General features: G+C 69.4%; 17 protein-coding genes. 9 read left to right on the top strand and 8 right to left on the bottom strand.

Features of this window, described 5'->3' with window-relative positions:
- Positions 1 to 12 precede the first annotated feature (12 nt).
- Positions 13 to 3,171, bottom strand: a complete 3,159-nt coding sequence (locus ACIBGM_RS16425; RefSeq protein WP_396386011.1) for a penicillin acylase family protein — start codon at positions 3,169 to 3,171, stop codon at positions 13 to 15.
- Between the two features lie 149 nt (positions 3,172 to 3,320).
- On the opposite strand from ACIBGM_RS16425, the gene ACIBGM_RS16420 reads away from it, so the two are divergent.
- On the top strand, positions 3,321 to 4,412 hold the full coding sequence (locus ACIBGM_RS16420) for an aminotransferase class V-fold PLP-dependent enzyme (RefSeq protein WP_360516542.1): 1,092 nt from the start codon (positions 3,321 to 3,323) through the stop codon (positions 4,410 to 4,412).
- A 15-nt stretch (positions 4,413 to 4,427) separates the two neighbouring features.
- Here the strand turns inward: ACIBGM_RS16420 and ACIBGM_RS16415 are convergent, their stop codons facing one another.
- A complete protein-coding gene (locus ACIBGM_RS16415) occupies positions 4,428 to 6,347 on the bottom strand; it encodes a DEAD/DEAH box helicase (RefSeq protein WP_396386009.1) in 1,920 nt (639 codons plus the stop codon).
- A 349-nt stretch (positions 6,348 to 6,696) separates the two neighbouring features.
- Here ACIBGM_RS16415 and soxR point away from each other — a divergent pair, with 349 nt between their 5' ends.
- Positions 6,697 to 7,170 (top strand): redox-sensitive transcriptional activator SoxR, encoded by a 474-nt coding sequence (gene soxR, locus ACIBGM_RS16410; RefSeq protein ID WP_360516536.1) that lies wholly within the window; start codon positions 6,697 to 6,699, stop codon positions 7,168 to 7,170.
- Here the strand turns inward: soxR and ACIBGM_RS16405 are convergent.
- Positions 7,145 to 8,221, bottom strand: coding sequence for a flavin-containing monooxygenase (locus ACIBGM_RS16405; RefSeq protein WP_396386008.1), 1,077 nt, complete (start codon positions 8,219 to 8,221; stop codon positions 7,145 to 7,147). The genes soxR and ACIBGM_RS16405 overlap by 26 nt on opposite strands.
- Positions 8,222 to 8,481: 260 nt before the next feature.
- Between ACIBGM_RS16405 and snpA the strand changes: the two genes are divergently transcribed.
- Positions 8,482 to 9,147: a snapalysin gene (gene snpA / locus ACIBGM_RS16400; RefSeq protein ID WP_396386007.1), complete on the top strand. Its 666-nt coding sequence runs from the start codon at positions 8,482 to 8,484 to the stop codon at positions 9,145 to 9,147.
- Between the two features lie 314 nt (positions 9,148 to 9,461).
- On the opposite strand, the gene ACIBGM_RS16395 is transcribed toward snpA, so the two are convergent.
- Positions 9,462 to 10,490, bottom strand: a complete 1,029-nt coding sequence (locus tag ACIBGM_RS16395; protein ID WP_360516524.1) for a LacI family DNA-binding transcriptional regulator — start codon at positions 10,488 to 10,490, stop codon at positions 9,462 to 9,464.
- 219 nt (positions 10,491 to 10,709) lie between these two features.
- Between ACIBGM_RS16395 and ACIBGM_RS16390 the strand changes: the two genes are divergently transcribed.
- Positions 10,710 to 11,789, top strand: coding sequence for a sn-glycerol-3-phosphate ABC transporter ATP-binding protein UgpC (locus ACIBGM_RS16390; RefSeq protein ID WP_360516522.1), 1,080 nt, complete (start codon positions 10,710 to 10,712; stop codon positions 11,787 to 11,789).
- Between the two features lie 71 nt (positions 11,790 to 11,860).
- Here ACIBGM_RS16390 and ACIBGM_RS16385 read toward each other — a convergent pair whose 3' ends face one another.
- Positions 11,861 to 12,832: a glycosyltransferase family 2 protein gene (locus ACIBGM_RS16385; RefSeq protein WP_360516519.1), complete on the bottom strand. Its 972-nt coding sequence runs from the start codon at positions 12,830 to 12,832 to the stop codon at positions 11,861 to 11,863.
- Positions 12,833 to 12,943: 111 nt separating this feature from the next.
- Here ACIBGM_RS16385 and ACIBGM_RS16380 point away from each other — a divergent pair, with 111 nt between their 5' ends.
- Positions 12,944 to 15,292, top strand: a complete 2,349-nt coding sequence (locus tag ACIBGM_RS16380) for a YfhO family protein (protein ID WP_396386006.1) — start codon at positions 12,944 to 12,946, stop codon at positions 15,290 to 15,292.
- A gap of 123 nt (positions 15,293 to 15,415) precedes the next feature.
- On the opposite strand, the gene ACIBGM_RS16375 is transcribed toward ACIBGM_RS16380, so the two are convergent.
- Together ACIBGM_RS16375 and ACIBGM_RS16370 are read right to left on the bottom strand one after the other, a co-directional pair.
- On the bottom strand, positions 15,416 to 16,408 hold the full coding sequence (locus ACIBGM_RS16375) for an ABC transporter permease subunit (protein WP_396386005.1): 993 nt from the start codon (positions 16,406 to 16,408) through the stop codon (positions 15,416 to 15,418).
- Positions 16,408 to 17,328: an ATP-binding cassette domain-containing protein gene (locus ACIBGM_RS16370; protein ID WP_360516511.1), complete on the bottom strand. Its 921-nt coding sequence runs from the start codon at positions 17,326 to 17,328 to the stop codon at positions 16,408 to 16,410. The genes ACIBGM_RS16375 and ACIBGM_RS16370 overlap by 1 nt, the downstream gene beginning before the upstream one ends.
- Before the next feature lie 186 nt (positions 17,329 to 17,514).
- Between ACIBGM_RS16370 and ACIBGM_RS16365 the strand changes: the two genes are divergently transcribed.
- Genes ACIBGM_RS16365 through ACIBGM_RS16350 form a run of 4 tightly spaced genes read left to right on the top strand, consistent with a single transcriptional unit; the run spans position 17,515 to position 21,336 of the window.
- Entirely contained in the window at positions 17,515 to 17,817 is a 303-nt protein-coding gene (locus ACIBGM_RS16365) for a metal-sensitive transcriptional regulator (RefSeq protein ID WP_396356777.1), read from the top strand.
- 28 nt (positions 17,818 to 17,845) lie between these two features.
- Positions 17,846 to 18,064, top strand: a complete 219-nt coding sequence (locus ACIBGM_RS16360; RefSeq protein ID WP_396386004.1) for a heavy-metal-associated domain-containing protein — start codon at positions 17,846 to 17,848, stop codon at positions 18,062 to 18,064.
- On the top strand, positions 18,061 to 19,083 hold the full coding sequence (locus ACIBGM_RS16355; RefSeq protein WP_396386003.1) for a hypothetical protein: 1,023 nt from the start codon (positions 18,061 to 18,063) through the stop codon (positions 19,081 to 19,083). Before ACIBGM_RS16360 ends, ACIBGM_RS16355 begins: the two co-directional genes overlap by 4 nt.
- Positions 19,084 to 19,101: 18 nt before the next feature.
- Entirely contained in the window at positions 19,102 to 21,336 is a 2,235-nt protein-coding gene (locus ACIBGM_RS16350; protein WP_396386001.1) for a heavy metal translocating P-type ATPase, read from the top strand.
- Here ACIBGM_RS16350 and ACIBGM_RS16345 read toward each other — a convergent pair.
- A complete protein-coding gene (locus tag ACIBGM_RS16345; RefSeq protein ID WP_396386000.1) occupies positions 21,329 to 22,870 on the bottom strand; it encodes a glycoside hydrolase family 13 protein in 1,542 nt (513 codons plus the stop codon). The two genes, ACIBGM_RS16350 and ACIBGM_RS16345, sit on opposite strands and share 8 nt — an antisense overlap.
- Position 22,871: the final 1 nt, after the last annotated feature.

The raw sequence follows: 22,871 nt of genomic DNA, 5'->3' as shown, positions 1-22,871 counted from the left end.
GGCCCGGGTTACTCATTGCCGGTAGACCTGAAGCTCGTAGATCGAGTACCCGTACGACGTCGCCCGCTGCGTCCCGGTCACCCGGACATACCTGGCCGACACCGCGCCGAACCGGACCACGTCCTCCCCACCGTTCCCGGTCGTGGTCGCATACACCTGCCGCCACGAGGACCCGTCCGACGACACGTCGACCCGGTACGACCTCCCGTACGCCGCCTCCCACTGCAGCACCACCCGCCGGATCGTCTGCTCGTTGCCGAGGTCAACCTTCAGCCACTGCGGATCGGACCAGTCGCTCGCCCACCGCGTGGTCAGCTTGCCGTCGACTGCCAACGCCGGCGGCGAGTTGTACCAGCCCTTCTCGTAGCTGCTCGCGGACGCCGTCTTGCCGACCGCCAGGTTGCTCAGGTCGTCACCCCGGCGCGCCGGAAACTCGATCACCTGCTGGTACGTCGGCCGGTTCACCCAGGCGATCCGGTCCTGGGTGATCCCGCCCATCGGATTGTGCGCGATCTGGTCCGCGCAGAACTGGTCGCCAGCCGCGCAGTCCGCAGTCGCCGGGTACGTCGTCGCCGCCGGGACCTTGGTTGCCGCCAGCAAGGTGTCGGCAAGGACAGTCCGGCACGCCGCCAGTGCGCCGCCGCCGCAGTACGTGACCGGCTGTGGCGTCTGCACCGGATCGCCGAGCACCTTGCGCAGGTCGCGCTGAACGAAACCCCACCATCCGTTCTGGAACGCGGAGCCTTGTGCACTCGGCCGCTCGTCGATCTTCAGGTTCGCGACCAGAGCGCCGTAGAGGTCGGGGCCGAGGTCCTTGAACTGGGCCGGGACGAGCAGCGGCCACCAGGCGTCGAGGATCCGGATCGCCGCACTGTGGTCGTAGACCTTCGAGGAGGAGTTCGGCGTCTTGCGATGACTGCCGGCGGCCTGCCACGCGGTCAGCTTCGCGATCGCGTCGGCGACCGCCGGGTCGGTGACCGGAGCCGACTTCAGGACCCGCAACAGGTACGGAAGGACCTGGTCGCCCCGGAGGTCGACAGTCGCCGCGTCCTCCATCGCCTCGACCAGCTTGCCGCGGGTGAACTTCTGCCCGCTGCCGATGACGGCCTCGATCCGGTCGTCCAGCGGCTGGCTCCGGTAGACCGAGTTGTAGCCGAACTGACCGTCGGACGCAGAGAACCCGGGCGCCTGCTTGTTGTTCCAGCTGGTCAGATAGTCCTGGTTCACCACCTGCGGGTGCTGCGCGGCCGGTGTGTAGCTCGCACGGTTGGTGTCCGGGTTCCAGCCCTGCCACTCGTACGTGCTCCAGGTCGGCAGGTTCGGGTCGCCGCCGGCCGCGCGGACCGGGTTGTCACCGGAGTTGTAGTACGCGATCGAGGTCTTGTCGGTGTAGAACCAGTTGAAGGTGTAGCCGATGTTGTGCGCCGCGGCCTTGAAGTCGGCCGCGTCGTGGATCCTGTCCGGGTCGTTGAGCTGCATGAACCCGAGTGCGGACCCGGCCTCGTTGCCGTAGGTCGAGCGGTTCTTGGTGAACAGCACCGGCCGGCCGCCGACCGTGCCGCGGTGCGTGACGATGCCGTACTTGGTGCGCAGGGCAACCAGTGTGTACGAGCCGGCCGGTTCGGACGATCCGAGGCTGGAGTACCACTCGTTGTGCCGCTCGAGCCGCTCGATCGGCGTGCACTGGCCGCGGTACTCGTAGTACTGCGAGTTCTTCGTCGGCGTCCCGCCACCGGGCTCGCACAGCGGTACGGCGAACGTGTCGGTGATGTCCTGTCCCGCCGAGGTCGCGCTCCACGAGTAGTCGGGGCCGCGGCCGATCAGTGTGTAGAAGTTCAGCCCGGCGAACGCGATGCCGCGCGAGCTGACGCCCGGTCCCTGGAGCTCCTGCCGGAGCAGCAGTTGGGGTGCGAAGTAGCCGGTCTGTGGTCCGTAGACGGCGACCGGGTTGCCGCTCTCGGTGTGTGCGCCGGAGACGAGCAGGGCGTTCGACATGCCCCTGTCGCCGAAGCCTTCCGGGAACAGGCCCTTGTCGAAGATGCCGCGGAGGGACTCCGATCCCTTCGGCGCCGGCTTGCTCGCCGTTCCGGCGGTCTGGTCGATGACCTGCGGTTGCGGCGTGACCGAGCCGCGATCCGGCATCGCGCGACCTGCCGGGTTCGGGCCGGTCTCGCCGTACGGGAAGGTCGCGCCGTTGTGCACGGTGGTGTTGGCCTCCGGGTCGTTCTGCGACCGGAACGACTCCCACACCTTGGTGCCTTGGGCAACGCCGTACTTCGCCTGTGCCTCGAGCAACGCCAGCGCGGACGTCACCTCGTGCCCGCCGCCGGTGCCGAAGATGCCTGCGACAACGGCCGCTGTGGCGACTACGTCGGTCACCTTCCACTGCGGCGTCGGCCAGTCCAGACCGAGTGCGACGTACTCACCGGGGTAGGCGATGCCGACCGTGTTGATGTAGTGGTTGACCCCGGCCACCCAGGCCAGGATGTCCTGCTGCATCTTCACGCCGTCGGCGCCGTACCGCTCGTCGGCGTCGTCGAACTGCTTCTGCAGATCGGCTTCGGTGTACGGCGCGGTCCGCCAGAACTCCTGCTCGAACGCTCGATTGGCCGGCGCCCCGCCCGCGAACGGGGTCAGCTGGCCGCGACCGAGATGCCGGAACACGTCCATCACGAACAGCCGGTCCTGCGCTCCGGCGTACCCGGCGCCGAACATCACGCCCGCCCGCGTCGTGCCGGTGACGTGCGGGATGCCGCGCGACTTGTCCCGCACGATCGTGACGTCCGAGCGCAGCTGGACGGTGCTCGCGACATCACCCGCCTGCACCCCGAACGACGCGTCGTCGAAGTACGCGCCGAGGCCGTCGTCGGTGATGCCCTGGGAGTTCCAGACCAGGTTCTCGTACGGCTTCAGCGAGTCGCTGAAGTGCGCCGGCCGGGTCCCGAACGCCTTGAAAAGAAGGAGATCCGTGAAGGTCGCGTGACCGTTCTGCCCGGGTGTGACGATGTCGCCACACTGCCCGACGCAGTAGTCGGCCGGGACGGCAGCGGCGGCTTGGGGCGCCGCTTGCGTGGGCGCGGGCAGAGCAGCGAGTACGGCGACCGCGGCTGCGGCGGCGATCGTCGTACGCAGTGAACGGCGTGGAGTTCGCGGGGCGGTGCGAGGCGACACGGATTCCTCCCTCGGGACGCGGGCCGGCGGCAGGGGAGTTACGAAAACTGAGAATGACTCACCAGTAGCTTCGGGTCAAGATGCTGCCCGGTCCGAACGCGATTGAGTCTCGCCAACCACAGTCAGTCACCACTACTGTGTGCAGCACCATGAGCATTCACGATCGCTATCGGCTCAGTGTGGTGATCAATGCCAAGGGGACGTACACCCCGCTGGGGGTGTCCCGGAGTTCCCACGGGGTGGCGGAGGCCGTCGCACAGGCACTGCCTGAGTTCTTCGTCATGGACGAGCTCGGCGACCGGGCCAGCGAGGCCATCGCCCAGGTGACCGGCGCCCAGGCCGGAGCCGTCGTCCACTGCACCGCCGCGGGCATCACGCTCGCCGTGGCGGCCACCATGACCGGCGGCGACCCGCGCCGGATCGCGTCGTTGCCGGACACAACGGACATGCACAACCGGGTGGTGCTGCCGGCCAACCACGTCGTCAACTACGGCCACTCGAACCTGCAGGGCATCCGGCTGGCGGGTGCGCACGTCGACCTCGCCGGCGACGAAAACCGTTGCAGCGTTGACGATCTGGAGGAGGAGCTCGACGGCCCGGACATCGCCTGCCTGTTCCTCGTCTCGTCCCGGCTGACCCAAGGCGAGCCGATCGACCTGGTGGCCGCCGTACGTGCTGCGCACCGGCGCGGCGTGCCGGCGATCGTCGACGGTGCCGCGCAGTTCCCGCGGATCGCGGACCTGCTGTCGACGGGCGCGGACCTGGTGCTGGTCAGCGGGCAGAAGTACCTCGGCTCCCCTACCGCCGGCCTGGTCGCGGGCAGCTGGCCGCTCGTGCAGTCGGTGCGGGCGCAGGACAAGGGCATCGGCCGGGTGATGAAGCCGACCAAGGAGGCCGTCGTCGGCGTGCTGGCCGCGCTCGAGGAGTGGCAGGCCTTCGACCGGGTCAAGTGGGAGGCGGACCAACTCGCGAAGGTGGTCTCGTTCGCCCGGGCCGCCGAGGAGATCCCGGGAGTGTCGGCAGAGGTGCTGCCGGATCCGACCGGCCTGCAGGTGTCCCGCGTCCTGCTGAAGGTCGCCGACGCGAAACGCATCGCGACCGAGCTGGAGGCGGGATCACCGCCGATCTACGTGCTGACCGACCGGGCGGACGACGACGAACTGGTGCTCGAGCTCATTCCACTCGACGACACCGAGATCGCCGCCATCCTCGCCCGGCTCTGGGCCGTCCTGACCCAGTAGGTCAGTGCTGGTAGATCAGTGCTGGTAGGACCTGTTCTCGGTACGGCGGGGGCCGTTGGGGCGACGCGGACCGTTGCCGCCGCGACCCGGGCGGTTGTTGTTGAACCGCTTGCCGCCGCCCTTGCCGAAGCGCTGCGGTTTCGGCGCCGGCAGCTTCACCGGGTAGCCCGACGGCGTGTTGCCGCCGGTCAGCTCGGTGACCAGCTCGTCGCCCGGACGCGCGCGCACCGGTGAGGCGTCGACACCGGCGGACTCGGCCAGCCGGATCATGCCGCGCCGCTGGTGCGGCAGGACCAGGGTGACGACCGCGCCCTTGCCACCGGCCCGCGCCGTACGGCCGGCCCGGTGCAGGTAGTCCTTGTGGTCCGCGGCCGGGTCGGCCTGGACGACCAGCCCGACATCGTCGACGTGGATACCGCGGGCCGCGACATCCGTTGCCACCAGCACCGGAACCGAACCGTCCTTGAACTGGTCCAGCGTCCGGTTCCGCGCGCCCTGGGTCAGGCCGCCGTGCAGCGCCGCCGCCATCACGCCGCGGTCCCGCAGCTGGGTGGCGACCCGGTCGGCGCCCAGTTTGGTGCGGACGAACACGATCGTCCGGCCGTCCCGGCTGGCCAGCTCGGCCGTCAGCGACTGCTTGTGCCCCGGCTCGATCACCAGCAGGTGGTGCTCCATCGTGGTCACGGTCGCCTGGCCGGACTCGGTCGAGTGCGTGACCGGGTCCTTCAGGTACGTCTTCACGATGGTGTCGACGTCGTTGTCCAGCGTCGCCGAGAACAGCAGCCGCTGGCCGTCGGCCGGGGTCATGTCGAGCAGCGTGGTGACCGCCGGCATGAAGCCCATGTCGCACATGTGGTCGGCCTCGTCGAGGACGGCGATCTCCACCGCGCCGAGGTCGGCCGCGCCCTGCTCACACAGGTCGATCAGCCGGCCGGGGGTCGCGATCAGGAGGTCGACGCCGCGGCGGAGCGACTCGATCTGCTTCGGGTACGGCAGGCCGCCCGCGATCAGCTTCAGCGACACGTTCATCACGTGCGCCAGCGGCTCGAGCGCGTCGTGCACCTGCATCGCCAGCTCGCGGGTCGGGACCAGGACCACGCCGCGCGGGCGGCGGGACTCGGTGTGGCCGCCGGACAGCCGCATCAGCGTCGGCAGGCCGAAGCCGAGCGTCTTGCCGGAGCCGGTCTGGCCGCGGCCGAGCACGTCCTTGCCGGCCAGCGCGTCCGGGATGGTCGCGGCCTGGATCGGGAACGGCGTGGTGATGCCGTCGCGGGCCAGCCGCTGGACCAGCCGCGGGGCCAGGCCGAGCGCGGCGAACTGGTTGTCCGGGGCAACAGTGCCCAGGTCCACCGGCTCCTCGCGCCGCTTCTCCTGCACGACCGGACGCTCGTCCCGCCGCTCGTAGCGCGGCTTCTGGTACGACGGACGGTCGTCGCGGCGCTCGAAGCGGGGCTTGTCCTGGTACGACGAACGCTCGTAGCGCGGCTTGTCGCCGTACTGCTGCTGCGACCGCTCGGACCGGTTGTACTGCGGACGGTCGTCCCGGTTGTACCGCGGCCGCTCGTCACGGTTGTACTGCGGACGGTCGTCACGGTTGTACTGGGGACGGTCGTCACGGTTGTACTGGGGACGGTCGTCGCGGTTGTACTGGGGACGGTCGTCGCGGTTGTACTGGGGACGGTCGTCGCGGTTGTACTGGGGACGGTCGTCGCGGCGGTAGCGCGGGCGGTCGTCGTCGTACTTGCGGGGCTGGGTGCTGCGGTCGGCGCGGTAGCCCTTCACCGGGCGGTTGTCGCGCCGCTCGTCACGACGGTCCTCGTCCCGGGCCGGGGTGTTGCCCATCCGCTCGCCGTACGACTGGTTCTGGAACTTCTTGTGCCGGGGCTTCTTCGCCCGGCCGTCGGGCTGGTTGCTCTCCGGGTGGTGCTGGGTCACGCAAACTCTCTCTCAACGTCACGGACGAGGCCCACGGAGCCGCACGCAAAGGCCGGCCAACGGATGCTGGCCGGACTGGACGAACAAGCAGGAGATAGGCATCGACCTGCGGGTGCTATCGCGTTGCACCCATGTCGCCGGGGATCATCAGCGGGATGCTGAAACCGACGGGTCGGAGCGCCTGGGGAAAATCTCTGGTGACGCGACATACGCACCGACTCGAGAAGTATACCCGACTCGGCACGCTCCCCCGACCACGCCGATCCCGCCAGACCACCGGCAGCACTGGTACGACGCGACCCACTTCAAGTGAGGTTGAATTCTTGGCCGGCGGTCCTAGGGTGGCGGTATGGCGGAGGAGAACGTTCCGAGCAAAGAGCACTGGCTGTCCATCGGGGAGATCGCTCATCGGTCCGGAGTCGCCGCGTCGGCCTTGCGGTTCTACGAGGACCAGGGGCTGATCAGCTCGCGACGGACAGCCGGCAACCAGCGCCAGTACCAGCGCAGCACGTTGCGGCGGATCGCGTTCGTGCAGGCGGCCCAGCGGGTCGGGCTGGCGCTGGCCGAGATCAAGGGCGCGCTGGACTCGCTGCCGGACGACCGGACGCCGACCCGCGCGGACTGGAGCCGGTTGTCCAAGTCGTGGCGCAGCCGGCTCGACGAGCGCATCTCCGAGCTCGAGCGGCTGCGCGACGACCTGGACGGCTGCATCGGCTGCGGCTGCCTGTCCCTCCAGCGCTGCAACCTCTACAACAAGGCCGACCGCCTCGCCGAGCGCGGCCCCGGCGCCCGGATCCTCAACGTCGGAATCCCCGGCGAGTGACCTCGATGTGCCGGGCGATGCGCCGCGCGTCCCGCCCGACACCGCCGATCAGCGGCGACGACCCCACGGACAGGAAGAACAGGCCGACGAAGTAGAGCCCGGGCTCGGCCCGGACGATCCCGCGATCGTGCCGCGGTTCACCGTCGGGTTCGAGGACCGGGAGCCGGATCCAGTCGAACGCCGGCCGGAACCCGGTGCTCCAGATCACAGTGGCGGCGTCGACGGTTCGGCCGTCGGCGAGCAGCGGCAGGCCGTCGCGGACACCGGTCACGCGGGGCAGTCGCTCGATCCCGGCTTGCTCGAGGTCCTTCCGCCGTACTCGGGCCAGCGGAAGTCCCCGGTCGGACAGCTGGTCGCGGGCCTTCCGGCCCAGCGGTGTTCGGACGGTCAGCACGTGCGACAGCAGGAACCAGAACGGCGGCGTCAGCAGCCGGTCCAGCGAGCCTCCGGCACGAAGCGGCTCCTGCCCCGTATCCCGCCCGGACAGCCAGGTGCGGTGCTCCGCCGAGGACTCGAGGGCGATCTCGGCTCCCGAGTTGCCGGCGCCGACGACCAGGACCGGCCCGTCGGTGAGCTGCGACAGGTTCCGGTAGTCGGTCGAGTGGAACTGCACGATGCCCGGATCGACCTCAGCGGCGTACGGCGGAATCCGGGGAGTCTGGTACGCACCTGTCGCCACCACCACGTTGTCTGCGACGTACTTGCTCGGTCCGGACGTGACGACGTACCCGCCGTCCTCGCGGGCCAGGCAGTCGACGCGCACCCCGGCGCGAACCGGAAGCCGGAACCGGGCCGCGTACGACTCGAGGTAGTCGGCCACGTCGTCCTTGCTCGGGTACGACCAGCCCGGAGCCGGGAACGACCAGCCCGGCAGCCCGTCGTAGCGAGCAGGCGTGAAGACCCGCAGCGAATCCCATCGTCGGCGCCACGAGTCGCCAACCCGCTCACCGGCCTCCAGGATCACCACAGACCGCCCACTCCGCACCAGCTGGTACCCCGTGGCGAGGCCGGCCTGGCCGCCGCCGATGATCACGGTCTCGAAGCGCTCCATCGCTTCAGGCTGCCCGCGCGGTCACCATCCCCGCATCGGAAGAACCACGCATTCGGGCCTGCCGGGCCGTGGTTGGTTCTGCGCACGCGACATAGGCCGCGGGCTATGGGGGCCATAGAACGGCGGCAGCGGTTCGCGGGTTAACCCCCGACTTTTTAGTGATCTGGTGCGGAATTCGACGCGGCTTGGCAGCATCCCGGTTGTAGCGATCAGTAATTCGCCGGTCGCTTTCCGCCACAGATCCGGAGTGAGGCCCTCCAATGTCGCATCGCCGTATCCTGACTTCGCTTGCGGGGCTCGCCGCCGCCGCGCTGGCCGTCCCCACCTTCGCCGCAGCGTCCCCCGCGCCGGCGCAGGACACCTCGTCGGTGTCCACCTCGCAGACCCGCGCCGCGTACACGGGTTCGCCGCAGGACCAGGCCGCCACCAAGGCGTTCTACGACGCCGTGATCAAGTCCGCGCGCGCCAAGCAGGCCAAGGCCGGTAACAAGGCCCTCGCCGTCACGGTCACCTACGCCGTCGACGCGCCGACCTTCCGCAACCAGATCAACTCCAGCACGTCGATCTGGAACTCCTCGGTCGCCAACGTCACCCTGGTCGAGGGCAGCAACTACGACTTCTACTACACCGAGGGCAACGACCCGCGCGGTTCGTACGCGTCCACCGACGGCCACGGCCGGGGCTACATCTTCCTGGACTACGCCCAGTCCCAGCAGTACGACCCGACCCGGATCACCGCCCACGAGACCGGTCACGTGCTCGGCCTGCCGGACCACTACTCCGGTCCGTGCTCCGAGCTGATGTCCGGCGGCGGCCCCGGCCCGTCCTGCACCAACGCCTACCCGGACGTCAACGAGCGCGCCCGCGTGGACCAGCTCTGGGCCAACGGCATCGCCTCCGCCGCGGCAGCCGCCTTCCAGAAGTAGCCCCACCCCAGGCCCTCCGGCCCGGAACCGCCCGGCAGGGGACGGTCCCGGGCCGGAGTCCTCCGTACGACGCTCCGGCTGAACGACAGCAGCCGGTCGGCGGCTCACCTCGAGTTCAGTGAGCAGGACCTGAAAGGCCTCCGGCCCGGCACCGTGCTGGCGCCGTCGCTCGACGACTTCGACACGCTGGAAACCCGCTCCGTGGCCGACTTCCGAAACAAGACCTGCGAGAACTGGTTCTGACCCGCCGGGTGTGACCGCGGAGATCACGGACATCCGGACCACCAACAGCACCGCGCCGCCCGGCCTCCGCGTCAGGTACCCGTTCTGACCGGGCCGGTGGAGCCGCGGACGACCAGCTCCGGGCGGAACAGGAACTCCGTGTGCGGCGTCGTGTGGCCGCGGACTTCTTCCAGGAGTGACTGGACCGCGGCGAGGCCCATGGCCTGGACGGGTTGGCGGATCGTCGTGAGGGGTGGGTCGGTGAACTCCATCATCGGGGCGTCGTCGTAGCCGACGACCGAGATGTCGCCGGGGACGGAGAGGCCGCGCTGGCGGGCAGCGCGGATGACGCCGAGCGCCATCATGTCGGAGCCGCAGATGACCGCGCTGACCCCGGCGTCGAGCAGCTGCTGCGCGGCCGCGGCGCCACCCTCGACGCCGAACATGCTCAGGGCGACCAGCTCGTCGAGCTCCGGATCGGTCAGGCCGAGCTGCGCCTTCATCGAGGTGCGGTAGCCGGCCAGCTTGCGCTGAACGACGATGAACCGCTCCGGCCCGGACGCGAACCCGATCCTGCGGTGGCCGAGGGCGACCGCGTGGGACACCGCGAGCTCCATCGCGGCGTACTCGTCCGACGACACGAACGGCGCCTCGACCGCGGGCAGCCAGCCGTTCACGAACACCACCGGCAGCCGCCGGTCCACCAGCGACTGGTAGCGCTCGTGGTCGGCCCCGGTGTCCGCATGCAGGCCGGAGACGAAGATGATCCCGGAGACGCCGCGCTCCAGCAGCATCTCGACGTACTCCTCCTCGGTCGCGCCGGACGGCGACTGCGTGCACAGCACCGGGGTGAACCCGCGCTGTGACAACGCCGACTCGATCACCTGGGCGAACGCCGGGAAGATCGGGTTGATCAGTTCCGGCATCACCAGCCCGATCAGCCCCGCCGACCGGCGCCGCAACCGGGTCGGCCGTTCGAACCCGAGAACGTCGAGCGCGGTCAGGACCGACTGCTTGGTCTCCTCCGCCACCCCCGGCTTGCCGTTCAGCACCCGCGAGACCGTGGCCTCACTCACCCCCGCCTTGGCCGCGATGTCCGCCAGCCGTGCTCTGCTGCTCACGCCCGGAACTGTACCCAGCCGGTCGTTGTTCTTGCAGCAAGATCCTGCAAGAACTTGCAGGATGCGCGGAGTTGTCCACAACGTGAACAGTACGGACACGTCACACGCCGTACACCTTGTCAGGACGAGCCGGGCGGGTGAGGATAGGCGCACCCCCGGCCGGGGGCCTTTACTCGGATCGTCCGGCACGTTCCTGCCGGTGAAGGGATGTACATCGTCATGGCCACTGTGTCTTTCAAGGCAGCCACCCGGATCTACCCCGGTGGTGACACCCCCGCCGTCGACAAGCTCAACCTCGAGATCGAGGACGGCGAGTTCATGGTTCTCGTCGGCCCGTCGGGTTGCGGCAAGTCCACCTCGCTCCGGATGCTCGCGGGCCTCGAAGAGGTCAACGAGGGCTCCATCTACATCGGCGACCGCGACGTCACGCACCGTCCGCCGAAGGAGCGGGACATCGCGATGGTGTTCCAGAACTACGCTCTCTACCCGCACATGTCGGTCGCCGACAACATGGGCTTCGCCCTGAAGATGCAGGGTGTCTCCAAGGAGGACCGCGCCAAGCGCGTGATGGAGGCCGCCAAACTGCTGGGCCTGGAGGAGTACCTGGAGCGCAAGCCGAAGGCGCTGTCCGGTGGTCAGCGTCAGCGGGTCGCGATGGGCCGCGCGATCGTGCGTAACCCGCAGGTCTTCCTGATGGACGAGCCGCTGTCGAACCTCGACGCCAAGCTCCGGGTCCAGACCCGCACCCAGATCGCCGAGCTCCAGCAGCGTCTCGGTGTCACGACCGTCTACGTCACCCACGACCAGGTCGAGGCCATGACGATGGGCGACCGGGTCGCCGTACTGAAGGACGGCCTGCTGCAGCAGGTCGACACCCCGCTGAACCTGTACGACCACCCGAAGAACAAGTTCGTCGCGGGCTTCATCGGTTCGCCGGCGATGAACCTGCTGAACGCCGACATCACCGAGGGCGGCGCGAAGCTGGGCGACTACGTCATCCCGCTCGAGCGCAGCCTGCTCGCCAAGGCCGGCAGCGACAAGACGCTGACCGTGGGTGTCCGGCCGGAGGCCTTCAAGGTCGCCGACCAGGGCCTGCCCGTCCACGTCGCGGTGGTCGAGGAGCTCGGCGCCGACGCGTACCTGTACGGCACCGCGGAGCACAACAACGAGCACCAGCAGATCGTCGCCCGGATCGACGCCCGGATGCCGGTCGAGAAGGGCTCGACCGTTCACCTCGCGGCGGTGCCGGACAAGCTGCACCTCTTCTCCGCCTCCACCGAGGAGCGCCTGACCGCCTGATCCGATCAGCGCGGTACGACGGAACGCAGCTGCGGCCCCGGATGGCTCGACCATCCGGGGCCGTGGTCCGTCTAGGTCACCTTCCGCCGCTGTTCGTCCTGGGTGGCCGGGTGGTCGGCCGGGTTCAGGTTGGTCTGCTTCAGCAGGTAGTGCGGGCGCTTCTTGGTCTCGTAGTAGATCCGGCCGATGTACTCGCCGATCACCCCGAGCATCACCATCTGCAGCCCGCCGAGCCCGACGATGGCCGCGATCAGCGTGACGTACCCGGGCATCTCCACCCCGCGCAGCACCGCGACCGCGATCACCCAGACCGCGTACCCGGCGGCGACCGCGGTGAGCAGCAGGCCGATGTAGATCGCCAGCCGCAGCGGCCGGTTGTTGAACGACAGCAGCCCGTCCAGCCCGTACTCGAGCAACCGGCGGAAGGTCCACCGGCTCTTCCGCTCGGCCGGCTGCTTCACGTTGTCGTACTCGAACAGGATCGACTCGAACCCGATCCAGGCGAACAGCCCCTTGGAGAACCGGTTGTACTCCCCCAGCTCCAGCAGCCCGTTCACGGCCCGGCGGGACAGCAGCCGGAAGTCGCCCACCCCGTCGACCAGCTCGACGTCGGCCCACTTGTTGATCAGCCAGTAGTAAGCGCGGGCGAACAGCGTCCGGGTAGCCGGGTCGCCGACCCGGTTCCGGCGGGCGATCACCTGGTCGAAGCCGCGCTCGTACAGGTCCAGCATCCGGCCGATCAGCTCCGGCGGGTGCTGCAGGTCGGCGTCCATGATCACCACCGCGTCGCCGGAGGCGTACCGCAGGCCGGCCAGCATCGCGGCCTCCTTGCCGAAGTTCCGGCTGAAGGACAGGTACCGGACCGCTGGATCGTTGTCCGCGAGCTGCACCAGGGCGTCGAGCGTCCCGTCGCTGCTGCCGTCGTCGACGTACACGATCTCGTAGGGCCGGCCGAGCTCGGCGAGCTCCCGGCTGACGGCTTCATGGAACCGGTCGACCACGTCGACCTCGTTGTAACACGGCACCACGAGACTCAGCCGCATCAGCCGTCCCACCTCCCTCGCCAGGACCGATTCTTGTCCAGACCGGAACTACGCGCTACTTTGGCGCTCGATCGAGCGGGTGGGTACGGGGACTGAACTGAGGGGCGACCAGTGGACGGCGGAGCGGAGCAGGACCCGAGGCGCTCGGCTCTCCTGCCTGCGCTCGTGGCCGGTGTGCTGGTGGCGGCGGTGTTCGCCGCCTCCGGATTCATCCGCGGTACCTTTCCCTTCGGTTCACTGTCCCGCAGTACCAACGATCTCGGTACCCAGTACATCCCCTTCTTCGCCCACCTGTGGGACGTCCTGCACGGCCGCGCCCAAGGTGACCTGCTCTTCAACTGGCAGAGCGCGTTCGGCGTCGGGTTCCTGGCCGACTACGGCGTCGACCTCGGCAGCCCATTGTCCTTGCTGGTGGGTCTCTTCCCGCGCGACCAGATCGACCTGGCCGTCTACGTCATCACCGTCCTCAAGCTGAGCCTGGCCGCCGCCGCGATGGCGGTCCTACTACTCAAGATGTCGCCAGGACCCCGTTGGGTTGCAGCTATTTTGGGAGCGTCGTACGGCGTCTGTGGGTGGGCGATCGACGACGGAGCGTACGTGCCGATGTGGCTGGACGGCCTGATCGCGCTGCCGATGTTCTTCCTGGTCGCCGAGTGGTCACTGCGCCGGACCAACCGGCTGCTCAGCGTGCTCGTGGTCGCCGTCTTCTGGGTCTCCAACTTCTACACCGCCTACATGGCAACGATCGCGGCCGGGCTGTACCTGATCGCGCGGGTGCTGACCAGTGACCTGACCTGGTGGCTGCGACTGCGCGGCGTCGTCCGGCACGGTATCGCGTTCGTGCTCGGGATCGCGCTGGCCGGGCCGAGCCTGCTGCCGATCTTCGCCGCGAACGACGACGCCACCCCGTCGCCGTCCGGCATCTTCACGCCGTCCCCGGTCGACATCTTCCTGTCCCGCCTGCTGCCGCTGTCCGAGGGCGTCGGCCGCACCGCCAGCCTGTACGTCGGAACCGCCGCCCTGCTCCTTGCCCTGACGTTGCCGTTCAACAAGTTCGTGCCGATCCGGACCAAGCTGGTCTGGATCGTGACGACCGCCGCGATCGCGCTGTCGTTCAGGTGGACGCCGACGCAGGAGATGTGGCACGGCTTCGACACCCCGAACGGCAGCCAGTACCGCGAGGCCTTCGTGCTCTGCGGCGTGCTCATCGTCGTGGCCTGGATCTCGGTCGCCGCTCGGGTGCCCGGCCCGTTGGCTTTGCTGGGCGGCGGGGCTCTGCTCGCGGTCATCGCCGTACTCTCCGACGGCAGTCCGCTGCTGACCGATCACGCGATGACCGTGCTGATCGCCTCCGGCGCTGTCACGATCGCTGCACTGGGCACCATCTGGGTCGTACGGCGCTTTGCCGCCGGGCGACGCGTCAAGTGGCCGATCGCGGCGGCGTTCGCCGTCGTGATGGCCGTCGTCGCGGTCGAGACCACGTGGACCGCGGTGGTGACGGACGAGGAGCGAGCGAAGCTCCTCAGCTCGTCGGTGCCGCCGTGGAACCAGCACCAGACCGAGCGGTCCGAGGCGATCCAGGGCGCCAACGCCTGGCCGCAGTACCGGGCCGATCCGGGGACGTCGGTGACGCCGAACGACCCGATGCTGCTCGGCGGGCAGGGCGCCGGGCTCTACAGCAGCCTGCTCCCCTACTCGGTGAACCAGACCCTGACCGGCCTCGGCTTCGGCTGGACCGGGTACGGGCGCGCGTCCGACGATCTGGAGCACCCGGTGACCGACGCGATCTTCTCGATCGGCGCGCGGATGCACCTCGAGGCGGGCGGCAAGGAGACGATCACCCGGTCCCAGGTGCCGCCGCTGGTGACGGTCCGGCGGCGGCTCGGGGCGACGGCCGCCTCGAACGCGTTCGTCGCCCAGGAGCGGCTGCTCGGGACGCAGGTGTACGAGGTGCCCGAGTACCGCGGCAGCAAATCGATCACAGGCGGCGACGTGAAACTGGTCGGGCGCTGCACACCTGGTACGACGGCGTTCCTGCACCAGCCACGGGTGTCCGGCGCGGCCCGGCTGACCGACGGCGAGCAGTGGCATGAGTTGACCGCGAGCCGCCGGCCGGGCATCAACACGAACAGCGAGATGGTTCGGCTCGGCACGGTCCCGGCGTCCGGGGTGGTGTCGGCCGAGATCAAGTTCAGCGGCTCCCCGTCCGGGATCACCGCCACCGGCGCGCTCGGCTGCCTCGACGAGCAGCGTCTCGCGAAGGCGGTGCGGATGCTGCGGTTGAGCGGGGCGACGGACGTCGAGGTGGGCGGTCACTCGATCAGCGCGACGCTGCCTCCGGGCACCCAGGGGTACGCCGTGATCGCCGTACCGAAGCTGCCGGGTTGGAAGTGCTCGGCCGGCGGCGGCAAGGCGCAGACGCCCCGGGACTACGGCGGTCTGGTCGCGCCGTACAGCTGACCGGCAACGCGGACCGGATCGACTGCACCTACACGCCGCCCGGTCTCCGTCGTGGCCTCGCACTGGGCGCAGTCGCCGCCGCCATCACGCTCGGGCTCGTGCTGTTCGGCCGCCTCCGCCGCTCTAGGAGGTGATGTCCCGGCGGTAGAACACCGCTCCGCCGAGGACGATCAGGACGACGGCAAGAATGCCGAGGTACCAGGCGCCGTGCTCGAAGGACAGCGTCTTCTCGATGCTGCTACACATGTAGCTGCCGTCGGATCCGGTCGAGCACTGGTTCACGAAGTACGTCGCGTCGTGCCGGACGAAGGCGTCGAAGTTGAGCTTCACCAGCCACGGCTGGGCCTGGTTCAGGAATCCGGCGAAGACACCCTCGATCAGGACCAGGTATCCCATCGCCACGCCGATCGCGGCCGCGGTGTGCCGGAGCAGCAGCCCGACCACCCCACCGAGCGCGGCGCCGACGGCGACCAGCAGGACGGCCCGGCCGCCCGTCGCAGTGAGGTCGCGCCAGACCTTCCCCGTCGTACTCGAGGTGTCTCCGAGTTGGTCGACGATCAGGTACGTCCCGAACGTCAGGATGGCGAGCACGCCGACCGCCACCGGGACGAACCCGATCGCGGCGGCCAGCAACTTGCTGCCGTACACCCGCAGCCGCCGCGGCTCGAACGTCAGCCAGTTGCCGATCGCGCCGGTGCTGAACTCGGCCCCGACGAAACTGGCCCCGATCAGGAACGCGGCGAAGACCAGCAGGTACGACGACCCGAGCAGCAACTCCGGCATCAGTTCGGCGAACACCACCCGCGGCTTGCCGAAGTCGTCGATGACCGGCTCCCGGAAGTTGCAGAACTCCGCCTTCGCCGGCTTCGGGTCCGGCTGGTTCTCCCAGTCCGCCTCGCAGCGCTTGCGATCCGCCTCCCCGTTCTGCACCCAGTACTCGTGCGCGGCCTCGAACTGCGCCTGCGACGACCGCTGCTCCTCCGCGGACATCGGGCGGGCGTCGTTCCAGACGACGACCATCAGCAGCACGGTGATCGCCAGCACCCCGAGTACGCCGATGACCGTCAGCCGGCGCGCGGTCAGCCGGCGGAGCTCCACTCCGGTGAGGCGCAGCATCACAACCCCTCGCCTTCGGTGAGCTCGAGGAAGACCGACTCCAGGTCGGCGCGGACCGGGATCAGCTCGGACACGTACAGCTCCTGCTGCGCCAGCCGGCGGGTCACGTCGGCCGGGTGCTCGGCGCCGTCGACGAGCAGGTAGCTGCCGTCGGCGCGCACCGTCATCCCGGCCGCGGTCAGGATCCGGGTCGCCGCCTCGTGGTTGTCCACGGCAACCTTCACGGTTCCCGCCGTACCACCGCCGATCACCTCGGTGACCGAGCCGGCGGCGAGCAGCCGGCCGTGGCCGATGATCGAGACGGTGTCGGCGACCTGCTCGACCTCGGCCAGGATGTGCGAGCTGACCAGCACCGTCCTGCCCTGGTCGCCGAGACTGCGCATGGTCTCGCGGATCTCCCGGATCCCGGCCGGGTCGAGCCCGTTGGTCGGCTCGTCGAAGATCAGCAGGTCGGGCTCCTTGAGCAGCGTGGCCGCGATCGCCAGCCGCTGCTTCATGCCGAGCGAGTACGCCCGGAACCGGTCTTTGCCGCGCTCGCCGAGCGAGGTCTGCTCGAGCACCTCGCCGACCCGCTGCCGCGGCGCGCCGATCGCCTCGGCGAGCAGCTCGAGATTCTTCCGGCCGCTGAACGCCGGGAAGAACTTCGGCGACTCGACGATCGCGCCGACCCGGCCGACCACGTCCGGCAGCTCGGCCGGCACCGGCCGGCCGAACACCGTCATCGTCCCCGCGTCGGCCCGGATCAGCCCGAGCAGCATCCGGATCGACGTGGTCTTTCCGGACCCGTTCGGGCCCAGGAACCCGTGCACCCCGCCGACCGGCACGTCCAGGTCGAGGCCCTGGACCGCCACCACCTTCCGGCCCCGCCGGTTCCGGAAGGTCTTGCGCAGGCCGCGTGTGCTGATCGCCAGCTCCGGCATCTGACCCCCTTGTCGCCGTTCCGACGCACAGCTTGGCAGGTTTGTTCGCGGAGCGTGGTGAAAATGCCTGAAAATACCCCCCGCCGGTATCACCCAAGGACTTGCATCTGATACCCCAAGGGGGTAACTTCTTGCCTGTCGACATACCCCTAAGGGGTAGCAGTGAGGAAGCTGAAGGAGCCGGAGATGACCCACGACGCCGAGCACGTGCACGGATACACCGCCGAGAAGACCAGCCACCTGAAGCGGCTGCGGCGGATCGAGGGCCAGATCCGCGGCCTGCAGCGGATGGTCGAGGAGGACAAGTACTGCATCGACATCCTCACCCAGGTGTCGGCGGCCACCAAGGCGCTGCAGTCCTTCTCGCTGGAGTTGCTGGACGAGCACCTGGCGCACTGCGTGGTCGAGGCCGCGCAGAAGGGCGGCGCCGAGGCCGAGGAGAAGGTCCGCGAGGCCTCCGACGCCATCGCCCGTCTGGTCCGCAGCTGAATCGAGATCCCGAGCAAGGAGAACCACTATGACCACCACGACCTACTCCGTCTCCGGCATGACCTGCGGGCACTGCTCCGCTTCCGTCACCGAGGAGATCGGCAAGATCGCCGGGGTGCAGGAAGTCAGCATCGACCTCGTCGCGGGTGGCACCTCCGCGGTGCACGTGACGAGTGAGTCCGCTCTCGACGAGGCCTCCGTCCGCGAGGCCGTCGACGAGGCGGGTTACGAACTGGCGGCGTCGTGAGCCGGGCCGCCGCGCTCCGGCTCGGCGCGTTCGCCGGTGCGCTCGCGCTCGCCTTCGGGGCGGCGTTCGCGGTCGGCTCCGCGGTGGACCCGATCGCGGCGGCCGACACCACCGCCCCGGCGCACAACGAGGAGATGGGCGGTATGGAGGAACCAGCAGCAGGACACGGGGCGGGGCACAGCGAGTCCGGTGGGCAACTGCCCGGGCTCTCGGTCTCCGAGGCCGGCTACACCCTCACCCCCGCGACGACGTTCTACCAGCCCGGCGCCAAGACCGAGCTGCGCTTCACCATCCAGGGCCCGGACGGCAAGCCGGTCACGCAGTACACCGAGACGCACGAGAAGGACCTGCACCTGATCGTGGTCCGGCGTGACCTGTCCGGTTTCCACCACGTGCACCCGACCCGGGACGCGAGTGGGACCTGGAGCATTCCGTTCACGTTCACCGCCGGTGGCACGTGGCGGCTGTTCGCCGACTTCCAGCCGGCCGGTCTCGACCGGACGCTGACCCTCGGCACGGACGTCAACGTCTCCGGCCTCTACATCCCGGTCCCGCTCAGCGAGCCGGCCAGTGTCTACAGCTTCGACGGATACGACGTGACGCTGGCAGGTAACCCGGTCGCGGGCAAGGAGTCCGAGCTGACGTTCACGATCAGCCGGGGCGGGAAGCCGGTAAACGACCTGCAGCCGTACCTGGGCGCATTCGGGCACCTGGTGTCCCTGCGCAGCGGCGACCTCGCCTACCTGCACACCCACCCGTCGCAGGACGCGAAGCCGGGTATGAAGGGCGGGCCGCAGATCACCTTCGGCACCACCTTCCCGACCGCGGGCACGTACAGCCTGTTCCTGGACTTCCAGCACGCGGGCGCGGTCCACACCGCCGAGTTCACCGTGACGGTGGGCGCCGACGGCAAGACCCAGATCGTTCCGCCCACGTCGCTGCCGTCGGCAAAGCCGTCCATGCAGCCGTCGGGGCAGCCGTCTGCTCCGGGGCACGAAGAGACCCCGCACGGTCACTGAGAGAGGAGGCACACTGCAATGACCACCACAGAATCCGGTCAGTCCGTCGAGCTCATCATCGGTGGCATGACGTGCGCCTCGTGCGCCGCCCGGGTGGAGAAGAAGCTGAACCGGATGGACGGCGTCATCGCGACCGTCAACTACGCCACCGAGAAGGCGAAGGTGACCTTCGCGGACGGCATCACCACCGACGACCTGGTCGCGACCGTCGAGAAGACCGGCTACACCGCCGCGCTTCCGGCGCCCGCGGTCGACGCACCCGACGCCGAGGAGCCGGACGAGCTCAAGCCGCTGCGGCAGCGCCTGTTCGCCAGCATCGCGCTCGCGGTCCCGGTGATCGCGTTCGGCATGATCCCCGCGCTGCAGTTCGACTTCTGGCAGTGGGCGTCGCTCACGCTGGCCTTCCCGGTGGTCACGTGGGCGGCCTGGCCGTTCCACAAGGCCGCCTGGACCAACCTGCGGCACGGCGCCGCCACGATGGACACGCTGATCTCGCTGGGCGTCGTGAGCGCCTTCCTGTGGTCGCTGTACGCGTTGTTCATCGGCGGCGCCGGCGAGCCGGGGATGAAGATGCCGTTCACGCTGATCCCGTCCCGGGGCGGCGGGGCGGAGGAGATCTACCTCGAGGTCGCGGCCGGCGTCACCACGTTCATCCTGGCCGGCCGGTACTTCGAGGCCCGTGCCAAGCGCCGGTCCGGTGCAGCCCTGCGGGCACTGCTGGAGCTGGGTGCGAAGGATGTCGCCGTACTGCGGAACGGTGCCGAGGTCCGGATTCCGGCGGACCAGCTGGTGGTCGGCGACCAGTTCGTCGTACGGCCGGGTGAGAAGGTCGCGACCGACGGCGTGATCGTCACCGGGAGCAGTGCGGTGGACGCATCGATGCTGACCGGTGAGTCGGTGCCGGTCGAGGTCGGCGAGGGTGACGCGGTCGTCGGCGCCACCGTGAACGCGGGCGGCAGGCTCGTGGTCCGGGCGACCCGGGTCGGAGCGGACACCCAGCTGGCGCAGATGGCCCGGCTGGTCGAGGACGCCCAGAATGGGAAGGCCGCGGTCCAGCGGCTGGCCGACAAGGTGTCCGGGATCTTCGTGCCGATCGTGATCGGGCTGGCGCTGGGCACGCTCGGGTTCTGGCTCGGGAACGGGTCGCCGGTGGAGGTCGCGTTCACCGCGGCGGTCGCCGTACTGATCATCGCCTGCCCCTGTGCGCTCGGGCTGGCCACGCCGACCGCGCTGATGGTCGGGACCGGTCGCGGCGCGCAGCTGGGCATTCTGATCAAGGGCCCGGAGGTGCTCGAGTCCACCCGCCGGATCGACACCGTCGTGCTGGACAAGACGGGCACCGTGACCACGGGCCGGATGGAGCTGGTCGACGTACTGCTGGCGCCGTCCGAGGACCGGGCCGAGGTGCTGCGGCTGGCCGGGGCGCTGGAGCACTCCAGCGAGCACCCAATCGCTGCCGCCATCGCACGAGGCGCTGCTGCCGAGGTCGGCACGCTGCCCGAGGTCGAGGACTTCGGGAACGTCGAGGGCCTTGGCGTCCAGGGCATCGTCGACGGGCACGCCGTACTGGTCGGACGGACCCGGCTGCTGGAGGAGTGGAGCCAGTACCTGCCGGACGACCTGGCGCACGCGAAGGAGCACGCCGAGGCCGAGGGCAGCACTGCGGTTGCCGTCGGCTGGGACGGTCAGGCGCGGGCAGTGCTGGTCGTCGCGGACACCGTGAAGGAGACGTCGGCGCAGGCCATCAAGCAGCTTCGTGAGCTTGGACTGCGGCCGGTGCTGCTGACCGGTGACAACGAAGCGGTGGCGTCGAAGGTGGCGGCCGAGGTCGGCATCGACGAGGTGATCGCCGAGGTGCTGCCGGCCGACAAGGTCGACGCGGTCAAGAAGCTGCAGGACGAGGGCCGCGTGGTCGCCATGGTCGGCGACGGCGTCAACGACGCGGCTGCCCTCGCCCAGGCCGACCTCGGCCTGAGCATGGGCACCGGCACCGACGTGGCGATCGAGGCCAGCGACCTGACCCTGGTCCGCGGCGACCTGCGCGCGGCGGCGGACGCCATCCGCCTGTCCCGCAGCACGCTGCGCACCATCAAGGGCAACCTGTTCTGGGCATTCGCCTACAACGTGGCCGCGATCCCGTTGGCCGCCGCGGGGCTGCTCAACCCGATGCTGGCCGGGGCCGCAATGGCCTTCAGTTCGGTCTTCGTGGTCTCGAACAGCCTGCGGTTGCGGCGATTCCGTCCGCTCACCTGATCCACGCCGTACTGTCGCCGGCCAGTAGTCCGTCGTCCAACGGGCTGCTGGCCAGCAGCAGTTCGTCGTTCGGCGGAAGCTCGATCGGGTCCGGGCTCAGGTTGGTGATGGAGATCAGGCTCTCGCGGGTGAAGGCGAGGACGCCGGGTGGGGTCTCGAGCCAGCGCAGGGTGCCGTCGCCGAGGTGGGTGCGGCGGAGCTTGAGGCCGGTGCGGTAGAGAGTGAGCATCGAGTTCTGGTCGTCGTGCTGGGACTCGGCGGTGAGGTTCTTCCAGTCGGCCGGCTGCGGGAGCCACGGCATCCCGGCGCCGAAGCCGAACGGCGGCTCCATGCCGGACCAGGGAAGGGGCACTCGGCAACCATCGCGACCGCGATCGGTTCCGTTGGAACGGGTGAAGATCGGGTCCTGCAGCAGGTGGTCGGGCAGGTCCTCGACCTCGGGCAGGCCGAGCTCCTCGCCTTGGTAGACGTACAGGCCGCCCGGGAGCGCCATCGCGAGCAGAGCTGCCGCGCGGGCCCGGCGCTCGCCGAGGACCAGGTCGGTGCGCATGCCGTGCTTGCGGTCCTGGTGCGAGAACGACGTGTCCGGGCGGCCGTACTTCGTGACCGGCCGAGTGACATCGTGGTTGGACAGCACCCAGGTCGGCGGGGCGCCGATCGGGACATGGGTGGTCAGGGTGAGGTCGATCGAGGCCTTCAGCTCGTCGGCCTGCCACGGGCGGGACAGGAAGTCGAAGTTGAAGGCGGTCTGCATCTCGTCCGGGCGCAGGTACAGCGCGAACCGCTCCTGGTCCGGCATCCACATCTCGCCGACCAGGAACCGGTCGTCGTACTCGTCGGTGATCCGCCGCCAGCCCCGGTACACCTCGTGCACCTCGTCGTGGTCGGTGTACGACTCCTCGACGCTGTCCAGGTCCTTGAACAGCACCGCGGCGCTGTCGATCCGGATCCCGTCCACGCCACGGTCCAGCCAGAACCGGAGGATGTCGTGGAACTCCTCGACCACCTCGGGGTTGCGCCAGTTGAAGTCGGGCTGCTCGGGGGCGAACAGGTGCAGGTACCACTCGCCGTCCTCGACCCGGGTCCAGGCCGGGCCGTTGAAGATGGACTGCCAGTCGTTGGGTGGCTGGTCTCCGTTGCCCTGGCGGAAGATGAAGCGCTCGCGCTCGGGTGAGCCGGGGCCGGCCTCTAGGGCCTGGACGAACCAGTCCTGCTGGTCGGAGCCGTGGTTCGGGACGATGTCGATGATGGTGCGGATGTTCAGCGCGTGCGCCTCGGCGATGTACGCCTCGGCCTCCGCCAGCGTCCCGAACGCCGGATCGATCGCCCGGTAGTCCGCGACGTCGTACCCACCGTCCGCCATCGGCGACGGATACCAGGGGTTCAACCAGATCGCATCCACCCCCAACTCAGCCAGATACGGCAACCTCTCCCGCAACCCCGCCAGATCCCCGACCCCATCCCCGTTCCCATCAGCAAAACTCCGCAAATAGACCTGATAAATCGCAGCACCCCGCCACCACGCGTCCGCCATG

The organism is Kribbella sp. NPDC050470, assembly GCF_044458365.1.
Taxonomy (GTDB): Bacteria; Actinomycetota; Actinomycetes; order Propionibacteriales; family Kribbellaceae; genus Kribbella.
Note: the sequence above shows the minus strand (reverse complement) of the source record. Positions and strands in the feature narration are given on the sequence as shown.

Excerpts from the sequence above, each read along its gene's own strand:
- ACIBGM_RS16420 (WP_360516542.1), top strand. The coding sequence starts at position 3,321 with ATGAGCATTCACGATCGCTATCGGCTCAGTGTGGTGATCAATGCCAAG.
- soxR (WP_360516536.1), top strand. The coding sequence starts at position 6,697 with ATGGCGGAGGAGAACGTTCCGAGCAAAGAGCACTGGCTGTCCATCGGG.
- ACIBGM_RS16405 (WP_396386008.1), bottom strand. The coding sequence starts at position 8,221 with ATGGAGCGCTTCGAGACCGTGATCATCGGCGGCGGCCAGGCCGGCCTC.
- snpA (WP_396386007.1), top strand. The coding sequence starts at position 8,482 with ATGTCGCATCGCCGTATCCTGACTTCGCTTGCGGGGCTCGCCGCCGCC.
- ACIBGM_RS16390 (WP_360516522.1), top strand. The coding sequence starts at position 10,710 with ATGGCCACTGTGTCTTTCAAGGCAGCCACCCGGATCTACCCCGGTGGT.
- ACIBGM_RS16385 (WP_360516519.1), bottom strand. The coding sequence starts at position 12,832 with ATGCGGCTGAGTCTCGTGGTGCCGTGTTACAACGAGGTCGACGTGGTC.
- ACIBGM_RS16375 (WP_396386005.1), bottom strand. The coding sequence starts at position 16,408 with ATGCTGCGCCTCACCGGAGTGGAGCTCCGCCGGCTGACCGCGCGCCGG.
- ACIBGM_RS16370 (WP_360516511.1), bottom strand. The coding sequence starts at position 17,328 with ATGCCGGAGCTGGCGATCAGCACACGCGGCCTGCGCAAGACCTTCCGG.
- ACIBGM_RS16365 (WP_396356777.1), top strand. The coding sequence starts at position 17,515 with ATGACCCACGACGCCGAGCACGTGCACGGATACACCGCCGAGAAGACC.
- ACIBGM_RS16360 (WP_396386004.1), top strand. The coding sequence starts at position 17,846 with ATGACCACCACGACCTACTCCGTCTCCGGCATGACCTGCGGGCACTGC.
- ACIBGM_RS16350 (WP_396386001.1), top strand. The coding sequence starts at position 19,102 with ATGACCACCACAGAATCCGGTCAGTCCGTCGAGCTCATCATCGGTGGC.
- ACIBGM_RS16345 (WP_396386000.1), bottom strand. The coding sequence starts at position 22,870 with ATGGCGGACGCGTGGTGGCGGGGTGCTGCGATTTATCAGGTCTATTTG.